Below are 23,930 nucleotides of genomic sequence, written 5' to 3'. Positions count from 1 at the left end.
AACCTGACGGTCCCCTGGCGCCCCGGTCGAGGCCGCAGGTACCCTCGGCCGGGTAGCACAACCGCACATCGACCAACGGGGGCTCGCACCAGCGGGCTGAGAGGACGGCTAGCCCATTCGGGCGGATCAGGGCCGTCGACCGTTCGAACCTGACCGGGTAATGCCGGCGTAGGGAGGATTCACGAATGTCACCGACGCATGCCTCGAGCACGGTCGACGCCGTCACCACAGGCCCCATCGAGGGCAGTGTGAAGCACTACGAGCAGGTCGACGCCGAGGGCACGACGCTGCGCATCCCGGTGCGACGGATCAACCTGACCAACGGCGAGCACTTCGACGTCTACGACACCTCGGGTCCGTACACCGATGCCACAGCGACCATTGATGTGGAGGCGGGCCTGCCCAAGCTGCGCGACGGCTGGACCAAACCGGAGGTGCCGGGCCCGCGCACCCAGCTGGCCTGGGCACGGCAGGGTATCGTCACCACCGAGATGCGCTTCATCGCCGCGCGCGAAGGGGTTTCACCCGAATTCGTGCGGGACGAGGTGGCCGCGGGGCGCGCGGTCATCCCCGCCAATCACAACCATCCGGAATCCGAGCCGATGATCATCGGCAAGAAGTTCGCGGTGAAGATCAATGCGAACATCGGCAATTCGGCCGTCACCTCCTCGATCGCCGAGGAGGTGGAGAAGATGGTGTGGGCCACCCGCTGGGGCGCCGACACCATCATGGACCTGTCCACCGGCAAGAACATCCACGAGACCCGCGAGTGGATTCTGCGCAACTCGCCGGTGCCGGTCGGCACCGTGCCGATCTATCAGGCGCTGGAGAAGGTGGGCGGCGATCCCACCAAGCTCACCTGGGAGATCTACCGCGACACCGTGATCGAGCAGGCCGAGCAGGGTGTGGACTATATGACCGTGCACGCGGGCGTGCTGCTGCGGTACGTGCCGCTGACGGCCAAGCGGGTCACCGGCATCGTCTCGCGCGGCGGATCCATCATGGCCGCTTGGTGTTTGGCGCATCATCAGGAGTCGTTCCTGTACACCAACTTCGCCGAGCTGTGCGAGATCCTGGCGCGCTACGACATCACCTTCTCCCTGGGCGACGGCCTGCGGCCGGGTTCGATCGCCGATGCCAATGACGAGGCGCAGTTCGCCGAGCTGCGTACGCTGGGTGAGCTGACGAAAATCGCGAAATCCCATGGCGTGCAGGTGATGATCGAGGGTCCGGGGCATGTGCCCATGCACAAGATCGTGGAGAACGTGCGGCTCGAGGAGGAGCTGTGCGAGGAGGCGCCGTTCTACACCCTGGGCCCGCTCGCCACCGATATCGCCCCGGCCTACGACCACATCACCTCCGCGATCGGTGCGGCGATCATCGCCCAGGCGGGCACGGCCATGCTGTGCTACGTCACGCCGAAGGAGCATCTGGGCCTGCCCAACCGCGACGATGTGAAGACCGGGGTGATCACCTACAAGATCGCCGCGCACGCCGCGGATCTGGCCAAGGGCCACCCGCGCGCCCAGGAGCGCGACGACGCACTGTCCAAGGCGCGTTTCGAATTCCGCTGGCGCGACCAGTTCGCGCTGTCGTTGGATCCGGACACCGCCCGGGAGTACCACGACGAGACGCTGCCCGCCGAACCGGCCAAGACCGCGCACTTCTGCTCGATGTGCGGGCCGAAGTTCTGCTCCATGCGCATCTCCGCGGATGTGCGGGAGTACGCGGCCAAGCAGGGCCTGTCCGAGGAGCAGGCGTTCGAGGCCGGGATGGCCGAGAAGTCGGCCGAGTTCACCGAGGCCGGCGGGAAGGTGTATCTGCCGGTCGTGTCGTAGCGGACTTCCGTTCTCGCCGTGCGTCTCTCGTTGCCCCTGGGCGGAGCCCGGGGTACCGCCTTGCCCCGGGCTCCGTCCGGGGCAACGAGAGAGCGGGCGGGGCAACGAGAGAAATCAAGCGCGGCTGGAGATCTGCTGTACGGCCCAGCTGTTACCGTCGGGATCGTCGAAGAAGACGAAGCCGACATTGTCGAGGGGATCGGGGACCGGGCGCGGGTTCGCACCGATCACCTGGACGTCGGTGACCTCGACGCCACGCTCGACCAGTTCGGTGTGGGCGCGGCGGATATCGGGGACCACCAGTTGCAAACCCTTCAGCGAGCCCGGCTCCATCTTCGGGACCGCGCCCGTGCCGATCACGATCGAGCAGCCCGATCCGGGCGGGGTGAGCTGGACGATCCGCATGCCCTCGCCGAACGAGGTGTCGTGGTCGACGGCGAAGCCGAGTTTCTCGTGATAGAAGGCCTTGGCCCGATCGACGTCGGCGACCGGGACGATCACCACTTCCAATGTCCAGTTCATGACGGCTCCTTCGGTTACCGGTATCGACGGGGCGGTCGTGCGTAATTCATCGGTCGCGCGGCTGCCAGCGCTGCGCGAATTCGTTCGGGGCCGGTGGAGGGCCCGGCAGCTCGCCCGCGACGGTCAGTCCGTCGATCAGCACGGTCAGCATCCGCCTGCGCAGCTCGGCGGTGCGGGCCTGGTCGGGAAGGGCGATGGCCGCGCAGGCCTCGAGGATCAGGCCGAGGTCGTGCGGGGTGACCCCGGCGCGCAACCGACCCGAGGCGCGGGCGCGGCGGATGATCTCCTCGTTCAGCTCCCCGGACCGGCGCACCTGGGGCACGAAGCTCTCGTCGGGAGTGAAGGTTCCGGCCAGCCGCACCGTCAACGAGTGCACATCCGCGTCCACCACCCGGCGCAGAAAGTCGGCCAGCACCTGCCAATCGTCCGAATTTTCCAGCGCCGCCTCGGCTTCCACGTTGTAGCGGCACAGTCCGTCGTAGCACAGCGTGCGCAGCAACGCCTCCTTGGACGCATAGCGGCGATACAGGGCGCTGATCCCCACCCCCGCCCGTTCGGCCACCGCGGCGATGGGCGCACCCGGATCGGCGAGGAAGACCTCGCGGGCGGCCGCGAGAATGATCCCGTCGTTGCGGGCGGCCTGGGCCTTGCGCCCGGGGAGTCCCTTGCGGGCGGGAGTGTCGGCTGTCTTCGGCATCCATCCACAATAGCACCTGAACGGAATGATCCGTTCTGTTACAGAATAGTAGGCTTCATCTCGTGAAACTGTTGCCGCTGCCCACCGACGGCCAGACCCCGGTCCGCGTCCTCACCATTGCCGGAACCGATTCCGGCGGCGGTGCGGGAATCCAGGCCGATTCCCGCACCATGGCCCTGCTGGGCGTGCATGCCTGCGTCGCCGTGGCAGCGGTGACCGTGCAGAACTCGGTGGGGGTCAGCGGTTTTCACGAGATTCCGGCGCAGACCGTGGCCGATCAGGTGCGAGTCGTGGTGGGCGACATCGGAATCGGCGCGGCCAAGACCGGCATGCTGGCCTCCACGGCCATCATCGAGGCGGTCGCACAGGTCTGCGGCGAGGTGGGCATCGGCCGCGACGGCGCCGTCCCGCTGGTGGTCGATCCGGTCGCGGCCTCCATGCACGGCGATCCGCTGCTGCACGCCTCGGCGCTGGATGCGTTGCGGCACACACTGATTCCGCTGGCGACGGTCGTCACCCCGAATCTGGACGAGGTGCGGCTGCTGACCGGAATCGAGGTCACCGACGATCGCACCGCCCGCACCGCCGCCGAGGCGCTACTGGCCCTGGGCCCGCGCTGGGCGATCGTCAAGGGTGGCCACCTGCGGTCCTCGGAGTTCAGCACCGACATCCTCTACGACGGCGAGCATTTCCACGAACTGTCCGCGCCGCGCATCCGCACCGGCAACGACCACGGCGGCGGCGACACCCTCGCCGCGGCCACGGCCTGCGCGCTGGCCCACGGCTACCAGGTCCCCGAGGCGATCGCCTTCGCCAAGGAGTGGACCACCCGATGCCTGCGGGCCGCCTACGATCTCGGCGCGGGCCACGGCCCGGTATCGCCGCTGTGGCGACTGCGAGACTGAGGTTTTTGTCGGCACCCCCAGGCATACTGCAGTCATGAGCGAATCGACTGCGGCACACGGGGATCGACCCGAAATCACCTCTTACGACGATCCCGCGGCGCCCTGGAACCAGGACTTCTCCGAAACCGACATCGCGCACTGGAACGACGATGTGATCGCCGAATTCCGCGCCAACGACGGCAAGGTGGGCGGCGCCTACGAGGGCGCGGACCTGTTGCTGCTCACCACCACGGGCGCGAAGAGCGGCCGCGAGCATACGGTTCCGCTGGGCCACCTCTATCGCGGCGACACCGTCTACGTCAGCTCGTTCGTGGAGGACAAGTACCCGGCATGGTGGCACAACATCAAGGCGAATCCGGCCATCAGGGTGGAGCTGGGCGGTAAGACCTACACCGGCCGCGGCCGGGTGCTCGAGGGCGAGGAGTACCGCGAATTCGCCGATTGGGTGCTGGCCAACAATCCGCTGCTGGCCGATTTCCAGGCCAAGATCGATCGACCGATTCCGTTGGTCGTGCTGGAGTTCGGCGAGCGGAGTTGAAGCTCCAAGATCGGAGTTGAGTCGGTAACAGTACCGGCCGCTCGGATAGCAGGATCGCCAGCAGGTTGCTAGCCTCGGTGCACGGAAAAGTTCCGAATGGAAGGTCTCGAGAGCCCTCTCCCAGGAACCTCCCAGCTCGACCGCAGCGGTGCCCAAGGCTGATCACCGAGGTTAGATTGCATGTCCGAGACAGTGACGGCCATTGAGGCAGTACCCATCCGTGATGCGGTGCGCACCCCGGTGCTGGATGTGGTGATTCCGGTCTACAACGAGGAGCGCGACCTCGCGGGGTGTGTGCGCCGACTGCACGCCTTTCTCGGCGAGGGCTTCCCCTTCTCGGCGCGAATAACCATCGCCGACAACGCCTCCACCGACACCACCCTGCAGGTGGCCCACGGCCTCGCCGAGGAGCTCGACGGGGTGCGCGTGATCCATCTGGACCGCAAGGGGCGCGGGCGCGCCCTGCGCGCGGTGTGGGAGGCCTCCGACGCGCAGGTCGTCGCCTATATGGACGTGGATCTGTCCACGGATCTGAACGCACTGCTGCCGCTGATCGCGCCGCTGGTCAGCGGGCATTCCGATCTGGCGATCGGCACCCGGCTGGCGAAGTCGTCGCGGGTGGTGCGCGGGCCCAAGCGCGAGTTCATCTCCCGCTGCTACAACCTGATTCTCAAGGCGTCGCTGCAGGCCCGCTTCTCCGACGCCCAGTGCGGCTTCAAGGCCATGCGCACCGAGGTCGCCCGCCGCATCCTGCCGCTGGTGCAGGACGGCGAGTGGTTCTTCGACACCGAACTGCTGGTGATCGCCGAGCGCGCCGGGCTGCGCATCCACGAGGTGCCGGTGGACTGGATCGACGATCCGGACAGCCGCGTCGACATCGTCGACACCGCGCGCAAGGATCTGCTCGGCGTGTGGCGGGTGGGCAAGGGCCTGGCCACGGGTGCGCTGCCGGTCAACGAGCTGCGCGCGGCCGTGGGACGCGAACCCCTGGTCGACGGGGTACCGCTGGGGATGGTCGGGCAGTTGGTGCGGTTCGGCATCATCGGCGTGATCTCCACGCTGGCCTACCTGCTGCTGTATGTGCTGCTGCAGGGCGTCATCGGCGCGCAGCTCGCGAACTTCGCCGCGCTGCTGCTCACCGCGATCGCCAATACCGCGGCCAACCGGGCCTTCACCTTCGGCGTGCGCGGCTCGACCCGGGTGGTCTCGCAGCACTTCCAGGGCCTGCTGATCTTCGCCTTCGCGTGGCTGCTCACCAGTGGGTCGCTGTTCGCGCTGCATCACTGGGCCGGATCCGACGCCGCGGTGCACTGGGAGCTGTTCGTGCTGGTGGCCGCGAATCTGGTCGCCACGCTCACCCGCTTCGTGGGGCTGCGCTGGGTGTTCCGCAATGCGGTCGATTCGGATATCGCGCGATGACCACCGCGGTACTCGGCCCGTCCGCGCCGGCGGCCGAGCCGCCCTCGCCGACGGCGGGAACGCGCCGGGAGTACATCGCGCTGGCGGTGTTGCTGGTCGGCACGGCGATCGCGTATCTGTGCAATCTGAGCGCCAACGGCTGGGCCAATACGTTCTATGCCGCCGCGGCGCAGGCCGGTTCGGTGTCATGGCAGGCGTTCCTGTTCGGATCCTCCGATGGCGGTAACTCGATCACCGTCGACAAGACACCGGCCGCACTGTGGCCGATGGCCCTGTCGATCCGGCTCTTCGGGCTGAGCAGCTGGAGTTTGCTGATCCCACAGGTGCTGATGGGCGTCGGCGCGGTCGCGCTGCTGTGGGCGACGGTGCGGCGCACGTTCGGTGGTACGGCCGGGCTGCTCGCCGGGCTCACGCTGGCCCTGACTCCCGTTGCGGCGCTGATGTTCCGATTCGACAATCCGGACGCGCTGCTGGTGCTGCTGATGGTCGCCGCCGCGTGGGCGCTGACGCGGGCGGTCGAGGACGGTCGCACCTGCTGGCTGGTGCTGTGCGGACTGTTCGTCGGTTTCGGCTTCCTCGCCAAGCAGTTGCAGGTGATGCTGGTCGTCCCCGCGCTGGCGCTGACCTACCTGATCGCCGGGCCGCCCCGCCTGGGGGTGCGGATCGCGCAGTTGCTCGCCGCCGGGGTGGGTGTGCTGGTCGGCGCGGGCTGGTGGGTACTGATCGCGGAGCTGTGGCCGACCGATGCGCGGCCGTATTTCGGTGGCTCACCCCATAACTCGATCCTCGAGCTCACGCTGGGCTACAACGGCCTGGGCCGACTCAACGGCGAGGAGTTCAACGGCGGCGGTCCGGGCGGGCACCGCGGCGGCGGCCCCTTCTCCGAGGGCGCGGGCATCACGCGGCTGTTCCAATCGGCCGTCGGCGGTCAGATCGCCTGGCTGCTCCCGGCCGCGCTGGTGCTGCTGATCGCCGGAATCATCCTGTGCGGCAGGGCAACCCGCACCGATCGGCGGCGAGCCGCATACCTGCTGTGGGGCGGCTGGCTGGTGGTGACCGGACTGGTGTTCAGCTTCATGCGGGGGATCTTCCACCAGTACTACACGGTCGCCCTGTCCCCGGCACTGGCCGCGCTGATCGGCTTCGGCTCGATCATGCTGTGGCGCAATCGAGAACGCCGGTGGGTGCGGCTCACGACCGCGGTGGCGGTCGGCCTCACCGTGGCCACCGCATGGCTGTTGCTGTCGCGCACCGCCTCTTTCCTGCCCTGGCTGCGCTGGGTCGTGCTGATCGCCGGTATCGCGGTCACGATCGCCCTGCCGCTTCCGGCGTCGCGCCGCGGGCGGCCGGCCATCGCGCTGACCGCGGTCGCGGTCTGCCTGGCGGGTCCGCTGACCTACACCGTGGAAACCCTCGCGATCCCGCACACCGGACCGATCCCGATGGCCGGGCCGAAGGTGCCGATGCATTTCGGGCCGGGTTTCGACGACCCGGGACAATCGCCACCGTGCCAATCCCCCACGAGCGAACCGGTTTCCGGATCCAGCGCCGCTGGGCCACAGGATGATCGCGGCCCCGGCTCCGGCCAGCCCCCCGCCGGTGGGACCGCACAGCGGTGTCATCCGCCGGGGGCGGGGCCCGGGTTCTTCGACAGTCGGACCAGTGCGCAGGTGGTGCGGTTGCTGGCGGAGAACGGCGGGGCGTACACCTGGGCCGCGGCGACCGTCGGTTCCATGACCGCGTCCGGATATCAGCTGGCGACCCAGTTGCCGGTGATGCCGATCGGCGGCTTCAGCGGTCACGATCCGTCGCCCACACCCGAACAGTTCTATCGGTATGTGGCCGAGGGTCGGATTCACTACTTCATCGTGGGCGGTGAGCATGGGCGCGAGGAGCGGCGGGACACCTCCTATGCCACGCAGATCACCGAGTGGGTGCGCGAGTACTTCACGCCGCGGGTGGTGGACGGGGTGACCGTGTACGACCTGACGCAGCGGCGCACGACCTGAGCCAAACGGCGCTGAGCGGCAACCGTTTCGGCGACGGGATTCGTTCGGTGGAAGCGGGCCCGAACGGCGGGGCCGGGGCCTACCCTCGAGTAATCGCCGAGCGATCCGAGTGCATCATGGACAAGCCCCGCCCACTCAGCGACGAACATCGGGAGGAGTTCTGGCGTCGGATGGGATGGTCGGAAGACCTGCCGGAATCCGAACGCCGGGCCATCGAGGAACGCTGGGATGACGAATCCATCGAGCTGGCCGAGATATTCGGCTGGTGAACCCGCCCGAAATGGGCGGGGCCGAAGAGTAGTCCCGACGGGATTTGAACCCGCGCTACCGCCTTGAGAGGGCGGCGTCCTAGGCCGCTAGACGACGGGACCAGAACGAAGCTCCGCTAGCTTAACCGCCGCATCCGCCCCGGCCAAATCCGGTAATCCAGCTCACTTCCCGGTGAGCGCGGCATGCAGGGTGGCCGACCACTGCTGCACGATCTCCTTGCGCCGGGCGGAGTCGTCGGTCAGCACGTCGGCCAGGCCGAGCCCGCGCGCGAGGTCGAGGGTGGCCTGGACCAGGTGATGGGCCACGGGATCGGAGTCGTCCACGCCCAGGGCCTCGACGGCCATCCGATGCGACGTACGACCGAAGCGGGCCTCGAGCGGGACGATGCGCTCACGCAGCGCCGGATCGGCCGCGGCATGGGTCCACACCTGCAACGCCGCCTTGAACAGGGGGCTGGTGTAGGACTCGACGAGCCCGGCGACCACGGCCTCGGTGCGCCCGACGCCCTCCGCGATCCCGTTCATGGCCGTCGCCTCGGCCTTGGCCTGGGCCATCCGGGTGTCGAACATGTACTCGAGTGCGGCGGTGATCAGATCCTCCCGGGTCGGGAAGTGATGCTGCGCCGCCCCGCGCGAGACCCCGGCCCGCTCGGCGACCACGGCCACGGTCGCGGCCGCCCAGCCCATCTCGGCCAGGCAGTCGATGGTCGCCTCGAGCAGCCGCTGCCGGGTGGCCCGGCTGCGGTCCTGCTTGGGTTCGTGCGGGGTAGCCATGATCGCCTATTGTGCCCAGTTCGGCGGGCGGCGCTGGAAGAAGGCCGTCATACCCTCGATCACCTCCGGGGTGCCGAAGTAACTGCCGGACCGTTTGGCCAGGTCGTCGGCGGATCGATCGAATTCGGCAAGCAGGGCGGCGTTCACCAGCCGCTTGCTCTCGGCGAGTCCCTGCGGCGAACCGAGCCGCAACCGCGCACCCAGCCGCGCCACCTCCGCGGCCGGATCCTCGGCGGCCACCGTGATCAATCCGGCCCGCTGCGCCTCGGCGGCGTCGAAGGTCTCCCCGGTCTGGAAGTAACGGGCCGCCGCGCGCGGGCTCATCCGCGGCAACAGGGTGAGCGAGATGATGAACGGGGCCAATCCGATTCGCGCCTCGGTCAACGCGAAGCTCGCTTCCGGTCCGGCCACCGCGAGATCACAGGCCGCCACGATGCCCATCCCGCCCGCGCGCACATTGCCGTTCACCTGCGCCACCACGGGTTTCGGCAATTCCAGGATGGTACGCAGTACCGACACCATCCACCGGGTGCGGATATCCGCGGCGGCCGCCGGATCGGCATCCAGCGCCTCCTTCAGATCCGCACCCGCGCAGAAGGTGTTGCCGGTATGGGTGAGCACCACGCCGCGCACCTGCCCGTCCGCACCGGCCCGCTCCAGCCCGGCCAGCAGTTCCTGAACGAGCCTGGACGACAGCGCGTTTCGATTGTGCGGCGAATCCAGGGTCAGGACCGCGAATCCGTCCCGCACCTCGTAGCGGACGTAGGGCGCCTCGGTCATAGCGGCTCCTCAGTACGACTTGGGCAGCCCGAGGGAGTGCTGGGCCACGAAGTTGAGCACCATCTCCCGGCTGACCGGTGCGATCCGGCCGATGCGCGCGGCGGCGAGCATGCCCGCCAGACCCACATCGCGGGTGAGGCCCGAACCGCCGTGGGTCTGAATCGCCTGATCGAGTGCCTTGATGCTGGCCTCGGCCGCGGCGTACTTGGCCATATTGGCGGCCTCGGCGGCCCCGAAGTCGTCGCCGGAGTCGTAGAGCACGGCCGCCTTCTGCATCATCAGCTTCGACAGTTCGAGCTCGATCTTCACCTGCGCCAGCGGATGCGCGATGCCCTGGTGCGCGCCGATGGGCGTCTTCCACACCTGCCGCTCCCGGGCGTATTCGACGGCCCGGTCGATGGCGTAGCGGCCCATGCCGACGGCCATGGCCGCACCCATGATGCGCTCGGGATTCAGGCCCGCGAACAGCTGCGCCAGCGCCGCGTCCTCCTGGCCGACCAGTGCGTCGGCGGGCAGCCGCACATCGTCGAGGAACAGCGTGTACTGGCTGTCCGGCTCGATGATGTCCATCTCCTGGCGGGTCTTCTCGAAGCCCGGGGCGTCGGTCGGCACGATGAACAGCGCGGGCTTCAGCTTGCCCGTCTTGGCGTCCTCGGTGCGCGAGACGATCAGCACGGCCTCGGCCTGGTCGACGCCGGAGATGAAGATCTTGCGGCCGTTGAGGATCCAGTCACCGCCGTCGCGGCGGGCGGTCGTGGTGATGTGGTGGGAGTTCGATCCGGCATCGGGTTCGGTGATGCCGAAGACCATCTTCGACGAACCGTCGGCCAGCCGGGTCAACCAGTATCGCTTCTGCTCGTCGGTGCCGTACTTGGTCAGGATGGTGCCGCAGATGGCCGGGGACACCACCATCAGCAGCAGCCCGCAGCCCTGGGCGGACAGTTCCTCCTGCACCAGCGCCAGCTCGTAGATGCCCGCGCCACCGCCGCCGTATTCCTCGGGCAGATTCACCCCCAGGAAGCCGAGTTTGCCCGCCTCGTCCCACAATTCGGCCAGGGGCTGATTGGCGCGCGCCTTGGGGGCGACGTAGTCGCGAAAGTTGTACTTGGCGGCGAGTTTGGCGACCGCGGACCGCAACTGCTTCTGTTCGTCGGTTTCGATGAAGCTCATGACCCTCACTCCTGGGTGTTCTCGTCGGCCTGGACGACGGCCAGGACCGCGCCGACCTCGACCTGTTGGCCCGCAACGACATTCAGTTCGGCGAGCACGCCGTCGCCGGGGGCGACGATGGTGTGCTCCATCTTCATGGCCTCGAGCCACAGAATCGGCTGGCCCTTGGCGACCCGCTCGCCGACCCCCGCCCCGAGCCGGATCACCGCGCCGGGCATGGGCGCCAGCAGCGAGCCCTCGGCGATGTGCTCGGTGGGATCGGCGAAGCGCGGCAGGCGGCGCACCGTCACCGGACCCAGTGGGGAATCGATCGCCACCAGATCTCCGTAGCGCGCCACCTCGAACCGCCGCCGCACGGCGCCGCGGTCACCGGGCACCCGCAGGGTCACCGAAATCGGTGTCGCCTCGATCAATTCGAGCCCGTCCAGGCCCTCGACCTCGAGCCCGGCGCGAGTGAGCCGGTAGCGGATCTCGTGTTTGCCGGAGGTGCGGCTCTCGTAGGACTTCGACTGCGGCTGCGAGGGCAGATTGCGCCAGCCCGACGGCAGGCCCGCGCATACCCGGGCCCGCGAACGGTTGTACTCGGCATCGGCCAGGGCGGCCGCGACCAGCGACAGCTGCTCGTCGGCCGCGGAAATCAGTGGGGCGGAGAGGTTTTCCAGGCCATGGCGCTCGAAGAAGGCGGTATCGGTGTCTCCGGCCAGGAACGCCGGATGTTCGAGCACCCGGACCAGCAGGTCCCGGTTGGTGACCAGGCCGTGGATCCGGGCCCGCCGCAATGCGGTCGCCAGCAGGCGTGCCGCCTCGTCGCGGGTGTCGCCGTAGGAGATGACCTTGGCCAGCATGGGGTCGTAGTGGACGCCGACGACCGAGCCGTCCACGACACCGGAGTCCAGCCGAATGCCGGGGCGGTCGAGCACCTCGAATTCGTCCGCACCGAGGCCGATATCGAGCCGATGCACGGTGCCACTCTGCGGCTGCCAGTCGTGCGCCGGATCCTCGGCATAGAGCCGGACCTCGATCGAATATCCGTGCGGCGCGGGCGGATTCGCGGGCAGCCGCCGACCCTGGGCGACCTGCAGCTGCAACCGGACCAGATCCAGCCCGGTGGTGTTCTCGGTGACCGGATGTTCCACCTGCAGGCGGGTGTTCATCTCCAGGAAATAGAACTCGCCCCTGTCGTCGGCGAGGAACTCGACCGTGCCCGCGCCTTCGTAACCGATGGCGGCCGCCGCCAGCCGGGCCGCCTCGAACAGCCGCTCGCGCATGCTGCGTCCATCGGGCATGCGCGGGGGCCCCGCGTGGTTACGCTCCGCTGCCGCCTGGGGGCCCGACCCGCGCATGCCGTCGATCCGCTCCACCAGCGGCGAGGGTGCCTCCTCGACCACCTTCTGATGCCGTCGCTGAATCGAGCACTCGCGCTCGCCGACCGCCCACACCGTGCCGTGGGTATCGGCCATCACCTGCACCTCGATATGGCGGCCGGTCTCGAGATAGCGCTCGCAGAATACGGTCGGATCGCCGAAGGCCGATTCCGCCTCGCGCCGGGCGGCTTCCAGCTGATCCGGTAGTTCGTCGAGGGAGCGGACCACCCGCATGCCGCGGCCGCCGCCGCCCGCCGACGCCTTGATCAGCACCGGCAGCATATCCGCGGTGACCTCGGCCGGGTTCAGTTCGGCCAGCACCGGCACCCCGGCCGCGTCCATCATCTTCTTGGCCTCCACCTTGGAGCCCATCTGCTCGATGGCGGTGACCGGCGGGCCGATCCACGTCAGCCCGGCGGCGACGACCGAGCGCGCGAAATCGGTGTTCTCCGAGAGGAATCCATAACCCGGGTGGATGGCATCCGCACCGGCCGCCAGCGCGGCCTCGATGATCAGATCGCCGCGCAGATAGGTCTCGCCGGGGGTGATGCCCGGCAGGCGGATCGCCGCATCCGCCTCGGCCACATGCGGCGCGGCGGCGTCGGCATCGGAGTACACCGCGACCGTGCCCAGACCCATCCGACGGCAGGTGGCGAAGACCCGACGCGCGATCTCGCCGCGATTGGCGACCAGGACCGTGCTCATGTGCATGCCGCCCTCACATTCGGAAGACGCCGAAGCCCTCGGCGCCCTGGATCGGGGCATTGTGGATGGCCGACAGCGCCATTCCCAATACCGTGCGGGTATCGCGAGGGTCGATCACGCCGTCGTCGTAGAGGCGGCCCGACATGAACATGGGCAGCGACTCGGCCTCGATCTGCGCCTCGATCATGGCGCGCATATTCGCGTCGGCCTCCGCGTCGAACGGCAGGCCCTTCGCCTCGGCGGCGGCCCGGCCGACAATGGAGATGACACCCGCCAGCTGCGCACCGCCCATCACCGCGGATTTCGCACTGGGCCAGGCGAAGACGAAGCGGGGATCGTAGGCGCGCCCACACATGCCGTAGTGGCCCGCGCCGTAGGAGGCGCCCATGAGCACCGAGATGTGCGGCACCTTCGAATTGGAGACCGCGTTGATCATCATCGCGCCGTGCTTGATGATGCCCTTCTGCTCGTACTCCTTGCCGACCATATAGCCGGTCGTGTTGTGCAGGAACAGCAGTGGCGTATTCGACTGGTTGGCCAGCTGGATGAACTGCGCGGCCTTCTGCGCCTCCTCGGAGAACAGCACGCCCCGGGCGTTGGCGAGGATGCCGACCGGATAGCCGTGCAGCTCCGCCCAGCCGGTGACCAGGCTGGCGCCGTAGAGCGGTTTGAATTCGTCGAAATCGGAGCCGTCCACCACGCGGGCGATGACCTCGCGCGGATCGAAGGGAATCTTGAGGTCGGTCGGCACGATGCCGAGCAGTTCCTCCTGGTCGTACCGCGGCTCGATCACCTCGCTGGCCGGGCGCGGGGTCGGGCCCTGCTTGCGCCAGTTCAGGCGCTTGACGATCGAGCGGCCCAGGCGGATCGCGTCGGCCTCGTCCACGGCCAGGTAATCCGCCAGACCCGAGACCCGCGCGTGCATCTCCGCGCCGCCCAGCGATTCGTCGTCGGACTCCTCGCCGGTGGCCATCTTCACCAACGGCGGGCCGCCCAGGAACACCTTGGAGCGCTCCTTGATCATGACCGTGTAGTCGGACATGCCCGGGATGTAGGCGCCGCCCGCGGTGGAATTGCCGAAAACCAGTGCGATGGTGGGGATTCCGGCCGCCGACAGCCGGGTCAGATCGCGGAACATCCGGCCGCCGGGGACGAAGACCTCCTTCTGCGTCGGCAGATCCGCGCCGCCCGACTCCACCAGGCCGATCACCGGCAGCCGGTTCTCCATGGCGATATCGTTCATGCGCAGGTTCTTGCGCAGCGTCCACGGGTTGGACGTGCCGCCGCGCACGGTCGGGTCCGGCGCGACGATCATGCATTCGACGCCCTCGACGATGCCGATGCCCGCGATCACGCTCGCGCCGACGTGGAATTCGCTGCCCCAGGCCGCCAGCGGGGCCAGCTCCAGGAACGGCGAATCCTCGTCGATGAGCAGTTCGATGCGCTCGCGCGCGGTGAGTTTGCCGCGCTTGCGATGCCGCGCCAGCTTGTCCGGGCCGCCGCCCGCGATGTTCTTGGCGTATTCGGCCTGGACCTCGGTCAGCTTGTCGAGCATGGCATCGGCGGCGGCCCGGTAGTCCGCCGAGGCCGGATCCACGGCTGTCCGTAAAACACTCAAGACTGGAACCCCAATCGCTTGGCCGCGAGGCTGGTCAGGATCTCGGTGGTGCCGCCGCCGATGCCCAGGATGCGCACGTCGCGGTAGTGCCGCTCGACCTCGGACTCGCGCATGTAGCCCAGGCCGCCGAACAGCTGAACCGCCTGGTGCGCAACCCATTCGGCGGTTTCGACGGCGGTGTTCTTGGCGAAGCACACCTCGGCGATCAGATCGGTGTCCCCGGCGGCGGCCCGCTCCACGATGTGACGGGTGTAGACGCGGGCGACATCGATGCGCCGCGCCATCTCCGACAGCGTGTTCTGCACCGCCTGGCGGCTGATGAGCGGACGGCCGAAGGTCTCCCGGTCGCGGCACCACCGCAGGGTCAGGTCCAGGCAGCGCTGCGCATGCCCGTAGGCCTGCGCCGCCAGGCCCACCCGTTCGCTCACGAAGGCCTGGGCGATCTGGGCGAAGCCGGAGTTCTCCGGGCCGACCAGGTTCGCAACCGGCACGCGCACATCCACATACGACAGTTCGGCGGTGTCGGAGGCCAGCCAGCCCATCTTCTCCAGCTTGCGGCTGACCGTGAACCCGGGCGTACCCTTCTCCACCACCAGCAGCGACACCCCGGCCGCGCCGGAACCGCCGGTGCGCACCGCGGTGACCACGAAATCGGCGCGCACGCCCGAGGTGATGAAGGTCTTGGCGCCATTGACGATGTAGTGGTCGCCGTCGCGAACCGCACTGGTGGTCAGATGGCCGACATCGGAGCCACCGCCCGGCTCGGTGATGGCCAGTGAACCGATCCTCTCCCCCGCCAGCGTCGGGCGCACCCAGCGCTCGATGTGCTCGCGATTGCCCGAGGCGACGATGTGCGGCACCGCGATACCGCAGGTGAACAGCGAGGCGAACAGCCCGCCCGAGCAGCCCGCGTAATGCATTTCCTCGCACACGATGGCGGCGTCGATGCCGTCACCGCCCGCGCCGCCGACGTCCTCGGGAAACTGGATGCCCAGCAGGCCGAGCGCACCGGCCTTCTTGTGCAGTTCGCGCGGGATCTCCCCGGCGCGCTCCCAGTCGTCCAGATACGGGAGCACCTCGCGTTCGGCGAAACCGCGCACGGTGGCGCGCAATTCGCGCCGCTCGGGCGTCTGCCAGGGATTCACATAGGTCATAGCAGCTCCACGGGGATGTCGACGTGACGGGAGCGCAGCCATTCGCCGAGCCCCTTGGCCTGTGGATCGAAGCGGGCCTGATAGGCGACGCCCTGGCCGAGCAGGCCCTCGACGACGAAATTGAGGGCGCGCAGATTCGGCAGTACGTGCCGAGTGATGGTCAGCTCGGCGGTTTCCGGTAGCAGCAGGCGCAATGCGTCGACGGTGAGGGCGTGGGCCAGCCAGCGCCACTGCGCGTCGGTGCGCACCCAGACGCCGATATTGGCATTGCCGCCCTTGTCGCCGCTGCGGGCGAGGACGATCGTGCCGAGCGGGGCGCGGCGGGTTTCACCGCGCGGCAGGGGGTCCGGGAGGTCCGGCTGGGCGACCTCGACCAATTCGATTTTCTCCGAGGAGGATTCGATGTCGACCCGCGTCCCGTCGGGCAGCACCGCCGTCTGGGTGACCGCGGCGGCGTCGACATAGCCCGGGGTGAAAACGCCGTAGGGCGAACCGTTTCCGGGCGGGGAGGTCAGGGTGAACCCCGGGTAGCTGGCCAGGGCGAGTTCGACCGCCACATTGGAGAAGGCGCGGCCCACCTTGTTCGGGTCCGGATCGCGCACCACGCAGCGCAGCAGCGCGCTGGCCCGCTCCTCGGTATCGGCGTCGGGGCGGTCCAGGCGCGCGAGCGTCCAGTCCAGCTCGGCCGGGCGCACCGGCAGCCAGCGTTCCAGTTGCCGCTGCGCCAGCCGGGCCTTCGCCTCGATCTCCAGGCCGGTCAGCACGAAGGTCATCTCGTTGCGGAAGCCGCCCAGGGTGTTCAGCGAGACCTTCAGCGTCGGCGGCGGGGCCTCGCCCGCGACGCCCTCGACGAGAACGCGATCCGGCCCCTGCTGGGTGAGCCGGACGCTGTCGAGCCGGGTCGTCACATCCGGTCCGGCGTAGCGGGCGCCCTGGACCTCGTACATCAGCTGCGCCGCGACCGTGTCCACGGTGACCGCGCCGCCGGTGCCCGTATGTTTGGTGATGACGCTGCTGCCGTCGCGACGCACCTCGGCGATCGGGAAGCCGGGCCGGTCCAGATCCTCGAGTTCGGTGAAGAACGCGAAATTGCCACCGGTGGCCTGGGTGCCGCATTCGATCACATGGCCCGCCACCACCGCACCGGCCAGAGCGTCGAAATCGGTTCGACCCCAGCCGAAATGGGCCGCGGCCGGGCCGACCACCAGGGCGGCGTCGGTGACCCGGCCGGTCACCACCACATCCGCCCCGGCGCTCAGGCATGCGGCGATGCCCCACGCACCGAGATAGGCATTGGCGGTCAGCGGGGAGCCCAGCCCGAGCTCGGCGGCGCGGGCCAGCAGATCGTCGCCCTCGACATGTGCGACCCGGGCGGGCAGGCCGAGCTTGTGGGCGAGCTCGCGGACGCGCTGCGCCAGACCGGCCGGATTGAGCCCGCCCGCATTCGCCACGATGCGCACGCCCCGCTCGAGGGCCAGCCCGAGACAGTCCTCCAGCTGACGGACGAAGGTTTTGGCATAGCCGAGGTTCGGATCCTTCATCCGGTCCCGGCCGAGGATCAGCATGGTGAGTTCGGCGAGATAGTCCCCGGTGAGCACATCGAGCTGCCCGTCGGAGAGCATCTCCCGCATCGCGCTCGCCCGGTCGCCGTAGAACCCGGAGCAGTTGCCGATCCGGATGACCTCCGGATCGGCGGCCAGACCCGCCATGGAGCGACCCTCCTCCAACGTCCGCGCGGCACCCTCGCCGCATCGGTTACAGGGTCACATCGGGGCCGGAAAAAATCAAGCCTGCGTGCTTGTTAATTAGCGTTTGCGCAGTTCAACAGTGCTGCGCGAGGTCGGAGGACGCGCGCAGGGCGCGGCAGGGCATGATGGGGCCCGTGTCCAACTCGGTGATCGTGATCTTCCTGCTGGCGCTGGCCGGATTCCTCGTCGGCGGGGCCATCAGCACCTGGAAGAACAACCGCGTGCTCGCGGTCGCGCTGGGGGTGTGCGCGAGCCTCGCCGCGGTGGGCGCGTTCGCCTGGTGGGGTTAGGCCCTCATTCGCCGTCGAGCCGATAGATGCGCAGATCCTCGGGCACACCGCTGAGCGGGGCCGCGAAGAAGCTGCGGCGGTACGGACGGGCCGCATAGCCCAACTCCCCCAACGTCTCCGGGCCCAGTGCCTGCAGCGTCGACTCCGACAGCATCATATTGCCGTTGCCACCCGCCTCCATGACGCGAGCCGCGATGGTCACGTCCACGCCGAGCCAGTCGCCGCCGAATTCGCGCGGGCTGCCGGTGTGCAGGCCCAGCCGCATCTGCGGCCGGTAGCCGTGCACCTCGACACCGCCGAGGTTGCGCTTGGCGGTCACCGCGGCCTGGACGGCGCGATCGGGGGAGGCGAAGACGGCCATCACGCCGTCGCCCATGCGCTTGACGACCTGCCCGCCGCGCTCGACGATCGGCGGCTCGATGGCTCGGGCCACCCGGCGCAGCAGGTCCAGGGTCGCCTCGTCCCCGGCCGACAGCGACCAGCTGGAGAAGGCCACCAGATCGGTGAACATCACCGTCATCTGATGGGTGCCCTTACCGCGGCCGACCCGCTCCAGCATGGCCTGCCAGACCTGCAGCGCGCCGAGACCGATTTCCTTGGCGGCGCTGGGCGCATCGCCGACCAGCTTGTCCGCCGCACGGGCCACCGCCCGCGGGCCGCCCGGACCGGACAGCGAGAGCGGATCGCCGAAGGCGGGATCGCCGGGCAGATTCTGCCGGGCTTTGCGGATCGCGCCGATGAGATCGCGGCGCTGATTGGTCCCCGACATCAGCGCCGACAGCTGTCCCGGGCGCAACCGGGGCACCGGACGCCGGACGGGAACCTCGTCCGCCGGGGTGAGCGGAATGACCACTTCGGGGTCGGGTTCGCCGCCCCCGCCGTCGCCTTGTCGGGCCTCGGGCTTCGAACCGTCCGCACCGGCCGCGCGACGCGCGTTTTCGGCGTCCCCGGAGGGTCTTTCGCTCACGTCCCGAGCGTAGCTCAGCCACTCCTCGGCGTTGAAGGTACCGATGATCGTCACGTGCCACCTCTTCCATCGAGCGGAGCGAACACGTCGATGGGTCCGCCGATAGATAGCGCGTCGTTTGCTGAGCTCGATGCTAATCATCTATAGCTTCCGGACGGAAGTGGCGCTGCTCGCAATTAACCCAATGTTTCCGCTACATACGACACCGGCCCGATGCGGGCTTCGCATCGGGCCGGTGGCGGCCGCGCCGGACGGGCAGTGACCGGCGCGGCCCGGGTGCAGCGACCCCCCGACAGGGTCGCTCTCCCATCCCCGGGGCGGCGAGGGAAGTACGCCCCGAGCTCGGGCAGGTTGGATTATGCGTCGCGCTTGTTCACCACGAAGATCGCGGCGCCGAACACGATCGCGACGAAGGCCAGGAAGTACAGCAAACCACCCCACGGTCCCCAGTGCCAGGGCAATCCGTCACCTCCCGCGGTACCGAGGAAACGTCCCGCGTTCTGGAAGGGCAGCAGCACCTGGATATTGCGGCCGACCTTGCCGAAGGCACCGACGATGGGCTCGATCAGCACCGGCCAGACGATCAGCAGCGTCAGCGCGCCAGCCGATTGCCGGATCAGGGCGCCCACGCCGACCGCCAGGAACACCACCAGCGCGATGAAGATCGGCACGGCATAGAAGATGCGCAGGTCGCCATTGGTCAGGGAGAGCTTCTGCGCGCCCTGGGTGGACACGATCGCCTTGAAGATGAAGAAGCTCAGGAAGGTCAGCACCGCCGAGAGCACCGCCCCGGCCACCGCGATCAGGCCCGCCTTGGCCAGCAGCACCTGGGTGCGGTTGGGCACCGCCATGAACGTGGCCTTGATCGTCCCGAACCGGTACTCACTGGTGATCGCGAGCGCGGCCAGGATCATGATCATGATGTAGCCGAAGCCCGGAATGCCCTGCGAGGCGCCGGTGATGCCCAGGGCCGCGATCCCGTTGTCCGGATACGGCGGCTCGGCCATCGTCGGATGCCCGCTGGCGAGCTCCTTGTTGTACTCGTTGACGCCGACGTTCACCAGCAGGCTGAACAGCGCCGCGATCCCGAGGGCGAACGCCGCGGTCAGCGCGGTGCACCACAGCGGGGACTTGACCGAGGTGAGCTTGATGCGCTCGGCCGTCAACACGCCCATCAGAGCGCACCTCCCATCACCTGTTCGATCCCTTCGCCGTGGTACTGCACGGCGCCGCCGGTCATTGCCATGAACGCCTCCTCGAGCGAGGCCCGCTGTGGCGCCAGCTCGTACAGGGTGATCTTGTTCGCGCCCGCCAGCTTGCCGACCGCATCGCTGGTCTCGCCGACCACGACCAGCGCGGGGCCCTCGTCCTCACGCACGGTCATGCCATTGGAGGTGAGCAGGCTGCGCAACTCGTCCAGCTGCGGGCTGCGCACGCGCACGGTCGCCTCCGACGCGCGCTCGATGAAGTCCTTGGTGCTGGTGTCAGCGATGAGTTTGCCGCGGCCGATGACGATCAGATGATCGGCCGTCTGCGCCATCTCCGAGAGCAGATGGCTCGAGACCAGCACGGTGCGGCCCTCGGCGGCCAGCCGCTGCATGAACCGGCGGATCCACAGGATGCCCTCCGGGTCCAGGCCGTTGACCGGCTCGTCGAACAGCAATACCGGCGGATCGCCGAGCAGCGCACCGGCCAGGCCGAGCCGCTGCGACATGCCGAGCGAGAAGCCGCCGGCCTTCTTGTCGGCGACCTCGGTGAGGCCGACCAGTCGCAGCACCTCGTCGACCCGATCGGCCGGGAGATCGTTGGCCGCCGCGAGCCAGCGCAGATGCGCGCGCGCCGAGCGGTTGGGGTGCACCCATTTCGCGTCGAGCAGCGCGCCGACCACTCGCAGCGGATGATCGAGCTGCTGATACGGCACGCCGCCGATGAGCGCCTGGCCCGAGGTCGGCTGATCCAGGCCGAGGATCATCCGCATCGTGGTCGACTTGCCGGCGCCGTTGGGTCCGAGGAACCCCGTCACCTGGCCGGGCTCGACCGAGAACGACAGGTCGTCGACCGCGACGGTCGCGCCGAACCGCTTGGTCAGCCCCTTCACTTCGATCATGCGCCCCAGTCTTCCTCGAGTTCGGCCGTCACACTATCGCTCAGAGGTCGCGTTTCCGATCATCCTCAGGGATGATCGCGACCCCGAACCGGTCCCCCAGCATCCCCTGATCAGGGGATGCCCCGGATTCGGGTGCGCGTCGGGACGGGTTGCCGGAAATTGCCCAGGCATCCAGCACGCTCGACCTCAGCGGGCCGGGGAGGACGCCTGCGCCCAGAACCGCTTGGGGATGCGCCCGGCCTGGCGGGCCAGATAGCCCGCCTCCACGGCCGCGGCCATGGCGGCGGCCATCACCGCCGGGCGGCGGGCGCGGGTCACGGCCGTGGCCAGTAGTACCGCGGCGCAGCCCAGCTCCATGGCCAGTGCCGCGTCGCTGGCGGTGCCGATGCCCGCGTCGAGGATGACCGGGACGTTCGCGGCCGCGACGATCATCTCGATATTGTGCGGATTGCCGATGCCCAGGCCGGTGCCGATGGGCGAACCGAGCGGCATCACGGCCGCGCAGCCGACGTCCTCGAGCCGCTTGGCCAGCGCGGGATCGTCGGTGGTGTAGGGCAGGACGGTGAAGCCGTCGTCGACCAATTGCTCTGCGGCGCTGACCAGTTCGATGGCGTCGGGCAGCAGCGTGCGCTCGTCGGCGACGACCTCCAGCTTCACCCAGTCGGTGTCGAGCGCCTCGCGAGCCAGCCGGGCGGTCAGCACGGCCTCGGCGGCGGTGCGGCAGCCGGCGGTATTGGGCAGCGGGGCGATGTCGAGCCGCTTCAGCAGGTCCAGCACGCCGGTGCCGCCCGCGGCGTCGACCCGGCGCATGGCGACGGTGGTGAGCTCGGTACCCGAGGCGACCAGCGCCTCCTCCAGTACGGCCAGATTGTCCGCGCCGCCCGTGCCCATGATCAGCCGCGAATCGAACTTCCGATCCGCGATCCGCAGCGGTTCCATCGCACTAGCCACCCTGCACCGCCGTCAAAACCTCGATCTCCCAACCGCGCTCGACGGTTTCGTCCCAGCGCGACTTCGGGAAAACCGCGCCGTCCACGGCCACGGCCACACCCTGGCAGGGCAGGTTCAGCCGCGCCAGCACCTCGCGGACGGTGGGCGGCTCGGCGAACTCGTGGTCCTGGCCGTTCACGGTGATTCCGACGGGGATCGCCGTCATCGCTTACCTCCTGTTGAGAAACGTTGGGGATCGGCCGCTTTCGCCTCGGCCAGGGTGTCGCCGTCGAGCAGCGCCGCGACCGCGTCCACGGTGATCGGCACGCCGAGGATGCCGTTGCGGCCGTGGCCGGTGGCGACGACGACCCGGTCGCCGAGGCGGCCGATGAGCGGCAGGTTGTCGGGGGTGCCCGGGCGCGAACCCGCGCTGGCCTCGGCGAGTTCGTATTCGCCGACGGCGGGCAGGATCGCCTCGGCGTCGGCGATCAGATCGCGCACGCCCGCGACGGTGACGGCCGTGTCGAAGCCCGCCTCGTATTGCGTTGCGCCGACGACGATGCCGTCGCCGCGCGGGACCAGATACACCGGGCGGCCGTGCACGCGGGCGCGGACGACGTGCCGCGGGGGTGGCGTGGCGCCGGCGCGGTGGCGCAGGCGCAGGATCTCGCCCTTCACCGGACGCACCGGCAGCTCCGGCCACAGCCGCGCCGAGGCGGCACCGGCGGCGAGCACGATTCGGTCCTGGTCCAGATCGTCGAGACTCGCCACGGATTCGGCGCGGAAATCCACCCCGCTGTGTGCACAGCAGCGGCGCAGGGCCCGTACCAGTAGGCGGTTGTCCACGGCGGATTCGGTGGGCGAGAACAGTGCGGCGCGGACGGTGCGGGCCAGATCCGGTTCGGCCGCACGCACTTCGGCGCGGTCGAGCAGCCGCAGATCGTAGCCGTGCGTACCGGCGAATTCGGCGATCGTGCGCAGGTCGGCGGCGTCGGCCGCATCCGAGGCGACGGTCAGCGTCCGGTCGGCGACGAAGACGGAGATTCCGGTCGCGGCGCGCAACCGCCGCCCGAATTCCGGCCAGCGGGCCAGTGACGCGGCCCCGAAGTCCAGCGCGGCCTCCTCGCCGGGCCAGCCCTCCGACAGCGGCGCGAGCATGCCGCCCGCCACCCAGGACGCCCCCGCCCCCGGTTCCGGATCGAAAATGGTGACGGCCCACCCCGATTCGGCGGCACGCCATGCCACCGACATTCCGATCACGCCCCCACCCACGACGGCCAGCGTCCGCATTACCTTCCACCTCGATCGATCCCGTATGCCGGGAATTCCCCCGCGCGGCCGCCTTCGCTACGGGGATGCTCGTATTCGTTTCGCCTACCCACGGTAGCGCGGTTACGGTCGAGGGCGTGCAACCGTCCCACCCCCACCGTCCCCTCGCACCCCGGGAACGCCTGGCCACGGCCCGGCTCTACCTGTGCACCGACGCCCGCCGCGACAAGCGCGACCTGGCCAAGTTCGCCGAGGCGGCCCTGGCGGGCGGGGTCGACATCATCCAGCTGCGCGACAAGGGTTCGCCGGGCGAGGCGAAGTTCGGGCCGCTCGAGGCCAAGGCCGAACTGGGCGCGCTCGCCGAACTGAAGGCGGCCGCCCGCCGCCACGGCGCCCTGGTCGCGGTCAACGATCGCGCCGATATCGCGCTGGCCGCGGGCGCCGACGTGCTGCATCTGGGCCAGAACGACCTGCCGCCCTGGTACGCCCGCAAGATCGTGGGCCCGGATGTGGTGATCGGCCGGTCCACCCACAACCGCGCCCAGGCCGGGCTCGCGGCCATCGATGACCACATCGACTACTTCTGCACCGGCCCGGTCTGGACCACCCCGACCAAGCCCGGCCGCACGGCCGCGGGCCTGGAACTGGTCCGCTCGACCGCCGATTCGCATCCGACCCGGCCGTGGTTCGCCATCGGCGGGATCGATGCCGAGCGCCTGGACGAGGTGCTGGCGGCCGGGGCCGACCGGGTGGTGGTCGTGCGCGCCATCACCGAGGCCCGCGATCCGGAGGCCGCCGCGCGGGCGTTGAAGCAGCGGCTGCTGGAAAATGCCTCGAACTGATCATTCGCTTTGGCA

23 protein-coding genes, 1 tRNA gene and 1 riboswitch are annotated in these 23,930 nt (G+C 69.2%); of the genes, 8 read left to right on the top strand and 16 right to left on the bottom strand.

Annotation, left to right across the window (positions count from 1 at the left end; genetic code table 11):
- The first annotated feature begins 65 nt into the window (after positions 1-65).
- A riboswitch (TPP riboswitch) is annotated at positions 66-192 on the top strand.
- Complete coding sequence (thiC, locus tag NDR87_RS28250; RefSeq protein WP_251916432.1) at positions 186-1,838, top strand: phosphomethylpyrimidine synthase ThiC; 1,653 nt, start codon at positions 186-188, stop codon at positions 1,836-1,838. It overlaps the preceding riboswitch by 7 nt.
- A 114-nt stretch (positions 1,839-1,952) precedes the next feature.
- Here thiC and NDR87_RS28245 read toward each other — a convergent pair whose 3' ends face one another.
- Positions 1,953-2,360: a VOC family protein gene (locus NDR87_RS28245; protein ID WP_251916430.1), complete on the bottom strand. Its 408-nt coding sequence runs from the start codon at positions 2,358-2,360 to the stop codon at positions 1,953-1,955.
- A 46-nt stretch (positions 2,361-2,406) separates the two neighbouring features.
- On the bottom strand, positions 2,407-3,057 hold the full coding sequence (locus NDR87_RS28240; RefSeq protein WP_251916428.1) for a TetR/AcrR family transcriptional regulator: 651 nt from the start codon (positions 3,055-3,057) through the stop codon (positions 2,407-2,409).
- A 62-nt stretch (positions 3,058-3,119) separates the two neighbouring features.
- Between NDR87_RS28240 and thiD the strand changes: the two genes are divergently transcribed.
- The 5 genes from thiD (at position 3,120) to NDR87_RS28215 (ending at position 8,197) form a co-directional block, all read left to right on the top strand.
- Positions 3,120-3,962, top strand: coding sequence for a bifunctional hydroxymethylpyrimidine kinase/phosphomethylpyrimidine kinase (gene thiD, locus NDR87_RS28235; protein ID WP_251916426.1), 843 nt, complete (start codon positions 3,120-3,122; stop codon positions 3,960-3,962).
- 34 nt (positions 3,963-3,996) lie between these two features.
- Positions 3,997-4,500, top strand: coding sequence for a nitroreductase/quinone reductase family protein (locus NDR87_RS28230; RefSeq protein WP_251916424.1), 504 nt, complete (start codon positions 3,997-3,999; stop codon positions 4,498-4,500).
- Between the two features lie 180 nt (positions 4,501-4,680).
- Positions 4,681-5,919: a bifunctional glycosyltransferase family 2/GtrA family protein gene (locus tag NDR87_RS28225; RefSeq protein ID WP_251916422.1), complete on the top strand. Its 1,239-nt coding sequence runs from the start codon at positions 4,681-4,683 to the stop codon at positions 5,917-5,919.
- Positions 5,916-7,928, top strand: a complete 2,013-nt coding sequence (locus NDR87_RS28220) for a glycosyltransferase family 39 protein (protein WP_251916420.1) — start codon at positions 5,916-5,918, stop codon at positions 7,926-7,928. The genes NDR87_RS28225 and NDR87_RS28220 overlap by 4 nt, the downstream gene beginning before the upstream one ends.
- A 116-nt stretch (positions 7,929-8,044) precedes the next feature.
- Positions 8,045-8,197, top strand: coding sequence for a hypothetical protein (locus NDR87_RS28215; protein WP_251916417.1), 153 nt, complete (start codon positions 8,045-8,047; stop codon positions 8,195-8,197).
- A gap of 29 nt (positions 8,198-8,226) precedes the next feature.
- On the opposite strand, the gene NDR87_RS28210 is transcribed toward NDR87_RS28215, so the two are convergent.
- The 8 genes from NDR87_RS28210 to NDR87_RS28175 all read right to left on the bottom strand — a co-directional run bounded on the left by NDR87_RS28210 (position 8,227) and on the right by NDR87_RS28175 (position 17,471).
- Positions 8,227-8,299: transfer RNA gene (locus tag NDR87_RS28210), tRNA-Glu, on the bottom strand.
- 60 nt (positions 8,300-8,359) lie between these two features.
- Positions 8,360-8,971, bottom strand: coding sequence for a TetR/AcrR family transcriptional regulator (locus NDR87_RS28205; RefSeq protein ID WP_251916416.1), 612 nt, complete (start codon positions 8,969-8,971; stop codon positions 8,360-8,362).
- 6 nt (positions 8,972-8,977) lie between these two features.
- On the bottom strand, positions 8,978-9,751 hold the full coding sequence (locus NDR87_RS28200; protein WP_251916414.1) for an enoyl-CoA hydratase family protein: 774 nt from the start codon (positions 9,749-9,751) through the stop codon (positions 8,978-8,980).
- Positions 9,752-9,760: 9 nt separating this feature from the next.
- Positions 9,761-10,921, bottom strand: coding sequence for an acyl-CoA dehydrogenase family protein (locus NDR87_RS28195; protein ID WP_251916412.1), 1,161 nt, complete (start codon positions 10,919-10,921; stop codon positions 9,761-9,763).
- Positions 10,922-10,926: 5 nt separating this feature from the next.
- On the bottom strand, positions 10,927-12,996 hold the full coding sequence (locus tag NDR87_RS28190) for a biotin carboxylase N-terminal domain-containing protein (protein ID WP_251916410.1): 2,070 nt from the start codon (positions 12,994-12,996) through the stop codon (positions 10,927-10,929).
- Positions 12,997-13,003: 7 nt separating this feature from the next.
- Positions 13,004-14,608 carry an acyl-CoA carboxylase subunit beta gene (locus tag NDR87_RS28185; RefSeq protein WP_251916408.1) on the bottom strand — a complete coding sequence of 535 codons (1,605 nt, stop codon included), beginning with the start codon at positions 14,606-14,608 and terminating at the stop codon, positions 13,004-13,006.
- Positions 14,605-15,753 (bottom strand): acyl-CoA dehydrogenase family protein, encoded by a 1,149-nt coding sequence (locus NDR87_RS28180; RefSeq protein WP_251916544.1) that lies wholly within the window; start codon positions 15,751-15,753, stop codon positions 14,605-14,607. The genes NDR87_RS28185 and NDR87_RS28180 overlap by 4 nt, the downstream gene beginning before the upstream one ends.
- A 5-nt stretch (positions 15,754-15,758) precedes the next feature.
- The gene (locus NDR87_RS28175) at positions 15,759-17,471 is read right to left on the bottom strand and encodes an acyclic terpene utilization AtuA family protein (RefSeq protein WP_251916406.1); all 1,713 of its coding nucleotides are present in this window, start codon (positions 17,469-17,471) and stop codon (positions 15,759-15,761) included.
- 173 nt (positions 17,472-17,644) lie between these two features.
- Here NDR87_RS28175 and NDR87_RS28170 point away from each other — a divergent pair, with 173 nt between their 5' ends.
- A complete protein-coding gene (locus tag NDR87_RS28170; RefSeq protein ID WP_251916549.1) occupies positions 17,645-17,800 on the top strand; it encodes a hypothetical protein in 156 nt (51 codons plus the stop codon).
- Positions 17,801-17,804: 4 nt separating this feature from the next.
- On the opposite strand, the gene NDR87_RS28165 is transcribed toward NDR87_RS28170, so the two are convergent.
- The 6 genes from NDR87_RS28165 to thiO form a co-directional block, all read right to left on the bottom strand.
- The gene (locus NDR87_RS28165; RefSeq protein ID WP_251916542.1) at positions 17,805-18,569 is read right to left on the bottom strand and encodes an adenylate/guanylate cyclase domain-containing protein; all 765 of its coding nucleotides are present in this window, start codon (positions 18,567-18,569) and stop codon (positions 17,805-17,807) included.
- A 554-nt stretch (positions 18,570-19,123) separates the two neighbouring features.
- Positions 19,124-19,942, bottom strand: a complete 819-nt coding sequence (locus NDR87_RS28160; RefSeq protein WP_251916404.1) for an ABC transporter permease — start codon at positions 19,940-19,942, stop codon at positions 19,124-19,126.
- Positions 19,942-20,874, bottom strand: a complete 933-nt coding sequence (locus NDR87_RS28155; protein WP_251916402.1) for an ABC transporter ATP-binding protein — start codon at positions 20,872-20,874, stop codon at positions 19,942-19,944. The genes NDR87_RS28160 and NDR87_RS28155 overlap by 1 nt, the downstream gene beginning before the upstream one ends.
- Before the next feature lie 186 nt (positions 20,875-21,060).
- On the bottom strand, positions 21,061-21,813 hold the full coding sequence (locus NDR87_RS28150) for a thiazole synthase (RefSeq protein WP_251916400.1): 753 nt from the start codon (positions 21,811-21,813) through the stop codon (positions 21,061-21,063).
- Positions 21,814-21,817: 4 nt separating this feature from the next.
- A complete protein-coding gene (gene thiS / locus NDR87_RS28145; protein WP_251916398.1) occupies positions 21,818-22,030 on the bottom strand; it encodes a sulfur carrier protein ThiS in 213 nt (70 codons plus the stop codon).
- Positions 22,027-23,094: a glycine oxidase ThiO gene (thiO, locus tag NDR87_RS28140; RefSeq protein ID WP_251916396.1), complete on the bottom strand. Its 1,068-nt coding sequence runs from the start codon at positions 23,092-23,094 to the stop codon at positions 22,027-22,029. The genes thiS and thiO overlap by 4 nt, the downstream gene beginning before the upstream one ends.
- 116 nt (positions 23,095-23,210) lie before the next feature.
- On the opposite strand from thiO, the gene thiE reads away from it, so the two are divergent.
- Positions 23,211-23,915, top strand: coding sequence for a thiamine phosphate synthase (gene thiE / locus NDR87_RS28135; protein ID WP_251916394.1), 705 nt, complete (start codon positions 23,211-23,213; stop codon positions 23,913-23,915).
- The last annotated feature ends 15 nt before the right edge of the window (positions 23,916-23,930 follow it).

The organism is Nocardia sp. CDC159 (assembly GCF_023740735.1).
Classification (GTDB): Bacteria; Actinomycetota; Actinomycetes; order Mycobacteriales; family Mycobacteriaceae; genus Nocardia; species Nocardia pulmonis.
This window is presented reverse-complemented; position numbering and strand designations above follow the sequence as displayed.

What these genes read in the sequence shown, in the direction of transcription:
- NDR87_RS28160 (WP_251916404.1), bottom strand. Translation starts at nt 19,942, where the DNA reads ATGGGCGTGTTGACGGCCGAGCGCATCAAGCTCACCTCGGTCAAGTCC.
- NDR87_RS28240 (WP_251916428.1), bottom strand. Translation starts at nt 3,057, where the DNA reads ATGCCGAAGACAGCCGACACTCCCGCCCGCAAGGGACTCCCCGGGCGC.
- thiC (WP_251916432.1), top strand. Translation starts at nt 186, where the DNA reads ATGTCACCGACGCATGCCTCGAGCACGGTCGACGCCGTCACCACAGGC.
- thiS (WP_251916398.1), bottom strand. Translation starts at nt 22,030, where the DNA reads ATGACGGCGATCCCCGTCGGAATCACCGTGAACGGCCAGGACCACGAG.
- NDR87_RS28225 (WP_251916422.1), top strand. Translation starts at nt 4,681, where the DNA reads ATGTCCGAGACAGTGACGGCCATTGAGGCAGTACCCATCCGTGATGCG.
- NDR87_RS28245 (WP_251916430.1), bottom strand. Translation starts at nt 2,360, where the DNA reads ATGAACTGGACATTGGAAGTGGTGATCGTCCCGGTCGCCGACGTCGAT.
- NDR87_RS28155 (WP_251916402.1), bottom strand. Translation starts at nt 20,874, where the DNA reads ATGATCGAAGTGAAGGGGCTGACCAAGCGGTTCGGCGCGACCGTCGCG.
- NDR87_RS28220 (WP_251916420.1), top strand. Translation starts at nt 5,916, where the DNA reads ATGACCACCGCGGTACTCGGCCCGTCCGCGCCGGCGGCCGAGCCGCCC.
- NDR87_RS28200 (WP_251916414.1), bottom strand. Translation starts at nt 9,751, where the DNA reads ATGACCGAGGCGCCCTACGTCCGCTACGAGGTGCGGGACGGATTCGCG.
- NDR87_RS28195 (WP_251916412.1), bottom strand. Translation starts at nt 10,921, where the DNA reads ATGAGCTTCATCGAAACCGACGAACAGAAGCAGTTGCGGTCCGCGGTC.
- thiO (WP_251916396.1), bottom strand. Translation starts at nt 23,094, where the DNA reads ATGCGGACGCTGGCCGTCGTGGGTGGGGGCGTGATCGGAATGTCGGTG.
- NDR87_RS28215 (WP_251916417.1), top strand. Translation starts at nt 8,045, where the DNA reads ATGGACAAGCCCCGCCCACTCAGCGACGAACATCGGGAGGAGTTCTGG.
- NDR87_RS28205 (WP_251916416.1), bottom strand. Translation starts at nt 8,971, where the DNA reads ATGGCTACCCCGCACGAACCCAAGCAGGACCGCAGCCGGGCCACCCGG.
- NDR87_RS28230 (WP_251916424.1), top strand. Translation starts at nt 3,997, where the DNA reads ATGAGCGAATCGACTGCGGCACACGGGGATCGACCCGAAATCACCTCT.
- NDR87_RS28150 (WP_251916400.1), bottom strand. Translation starts at nt 21,813, where the DNA reads ATGGAACCGCTGCGGATCGCGGATCGGAAGTTCGATTCGCGGCTGATC.
- NDR87_RS28175 (WP_251916406.1), bottom strand. Translation starts at nt 17,471, where the DNA reads ATGGCGGGTCTGGCCGCCGATCCGGAGGTCATCCGGATCGGCAACTGC.
- NDR87_RS28190 (WP_251916410.1), bottom strand. Translation starts at nt 12,996, where the DNA reads ATGCACATGAGCACGGTCCTGGTCGCCAATCGCGGCGAGATCGCGCGT.
- NDR87_RS28165 (WP_251916542.1), bottom strand. Translation starts at nt 18,569, where the DNA reads ATGTCGGGGACCAATCAGCGCCGCGATCTCATCGGCGCGATCCGCAAA.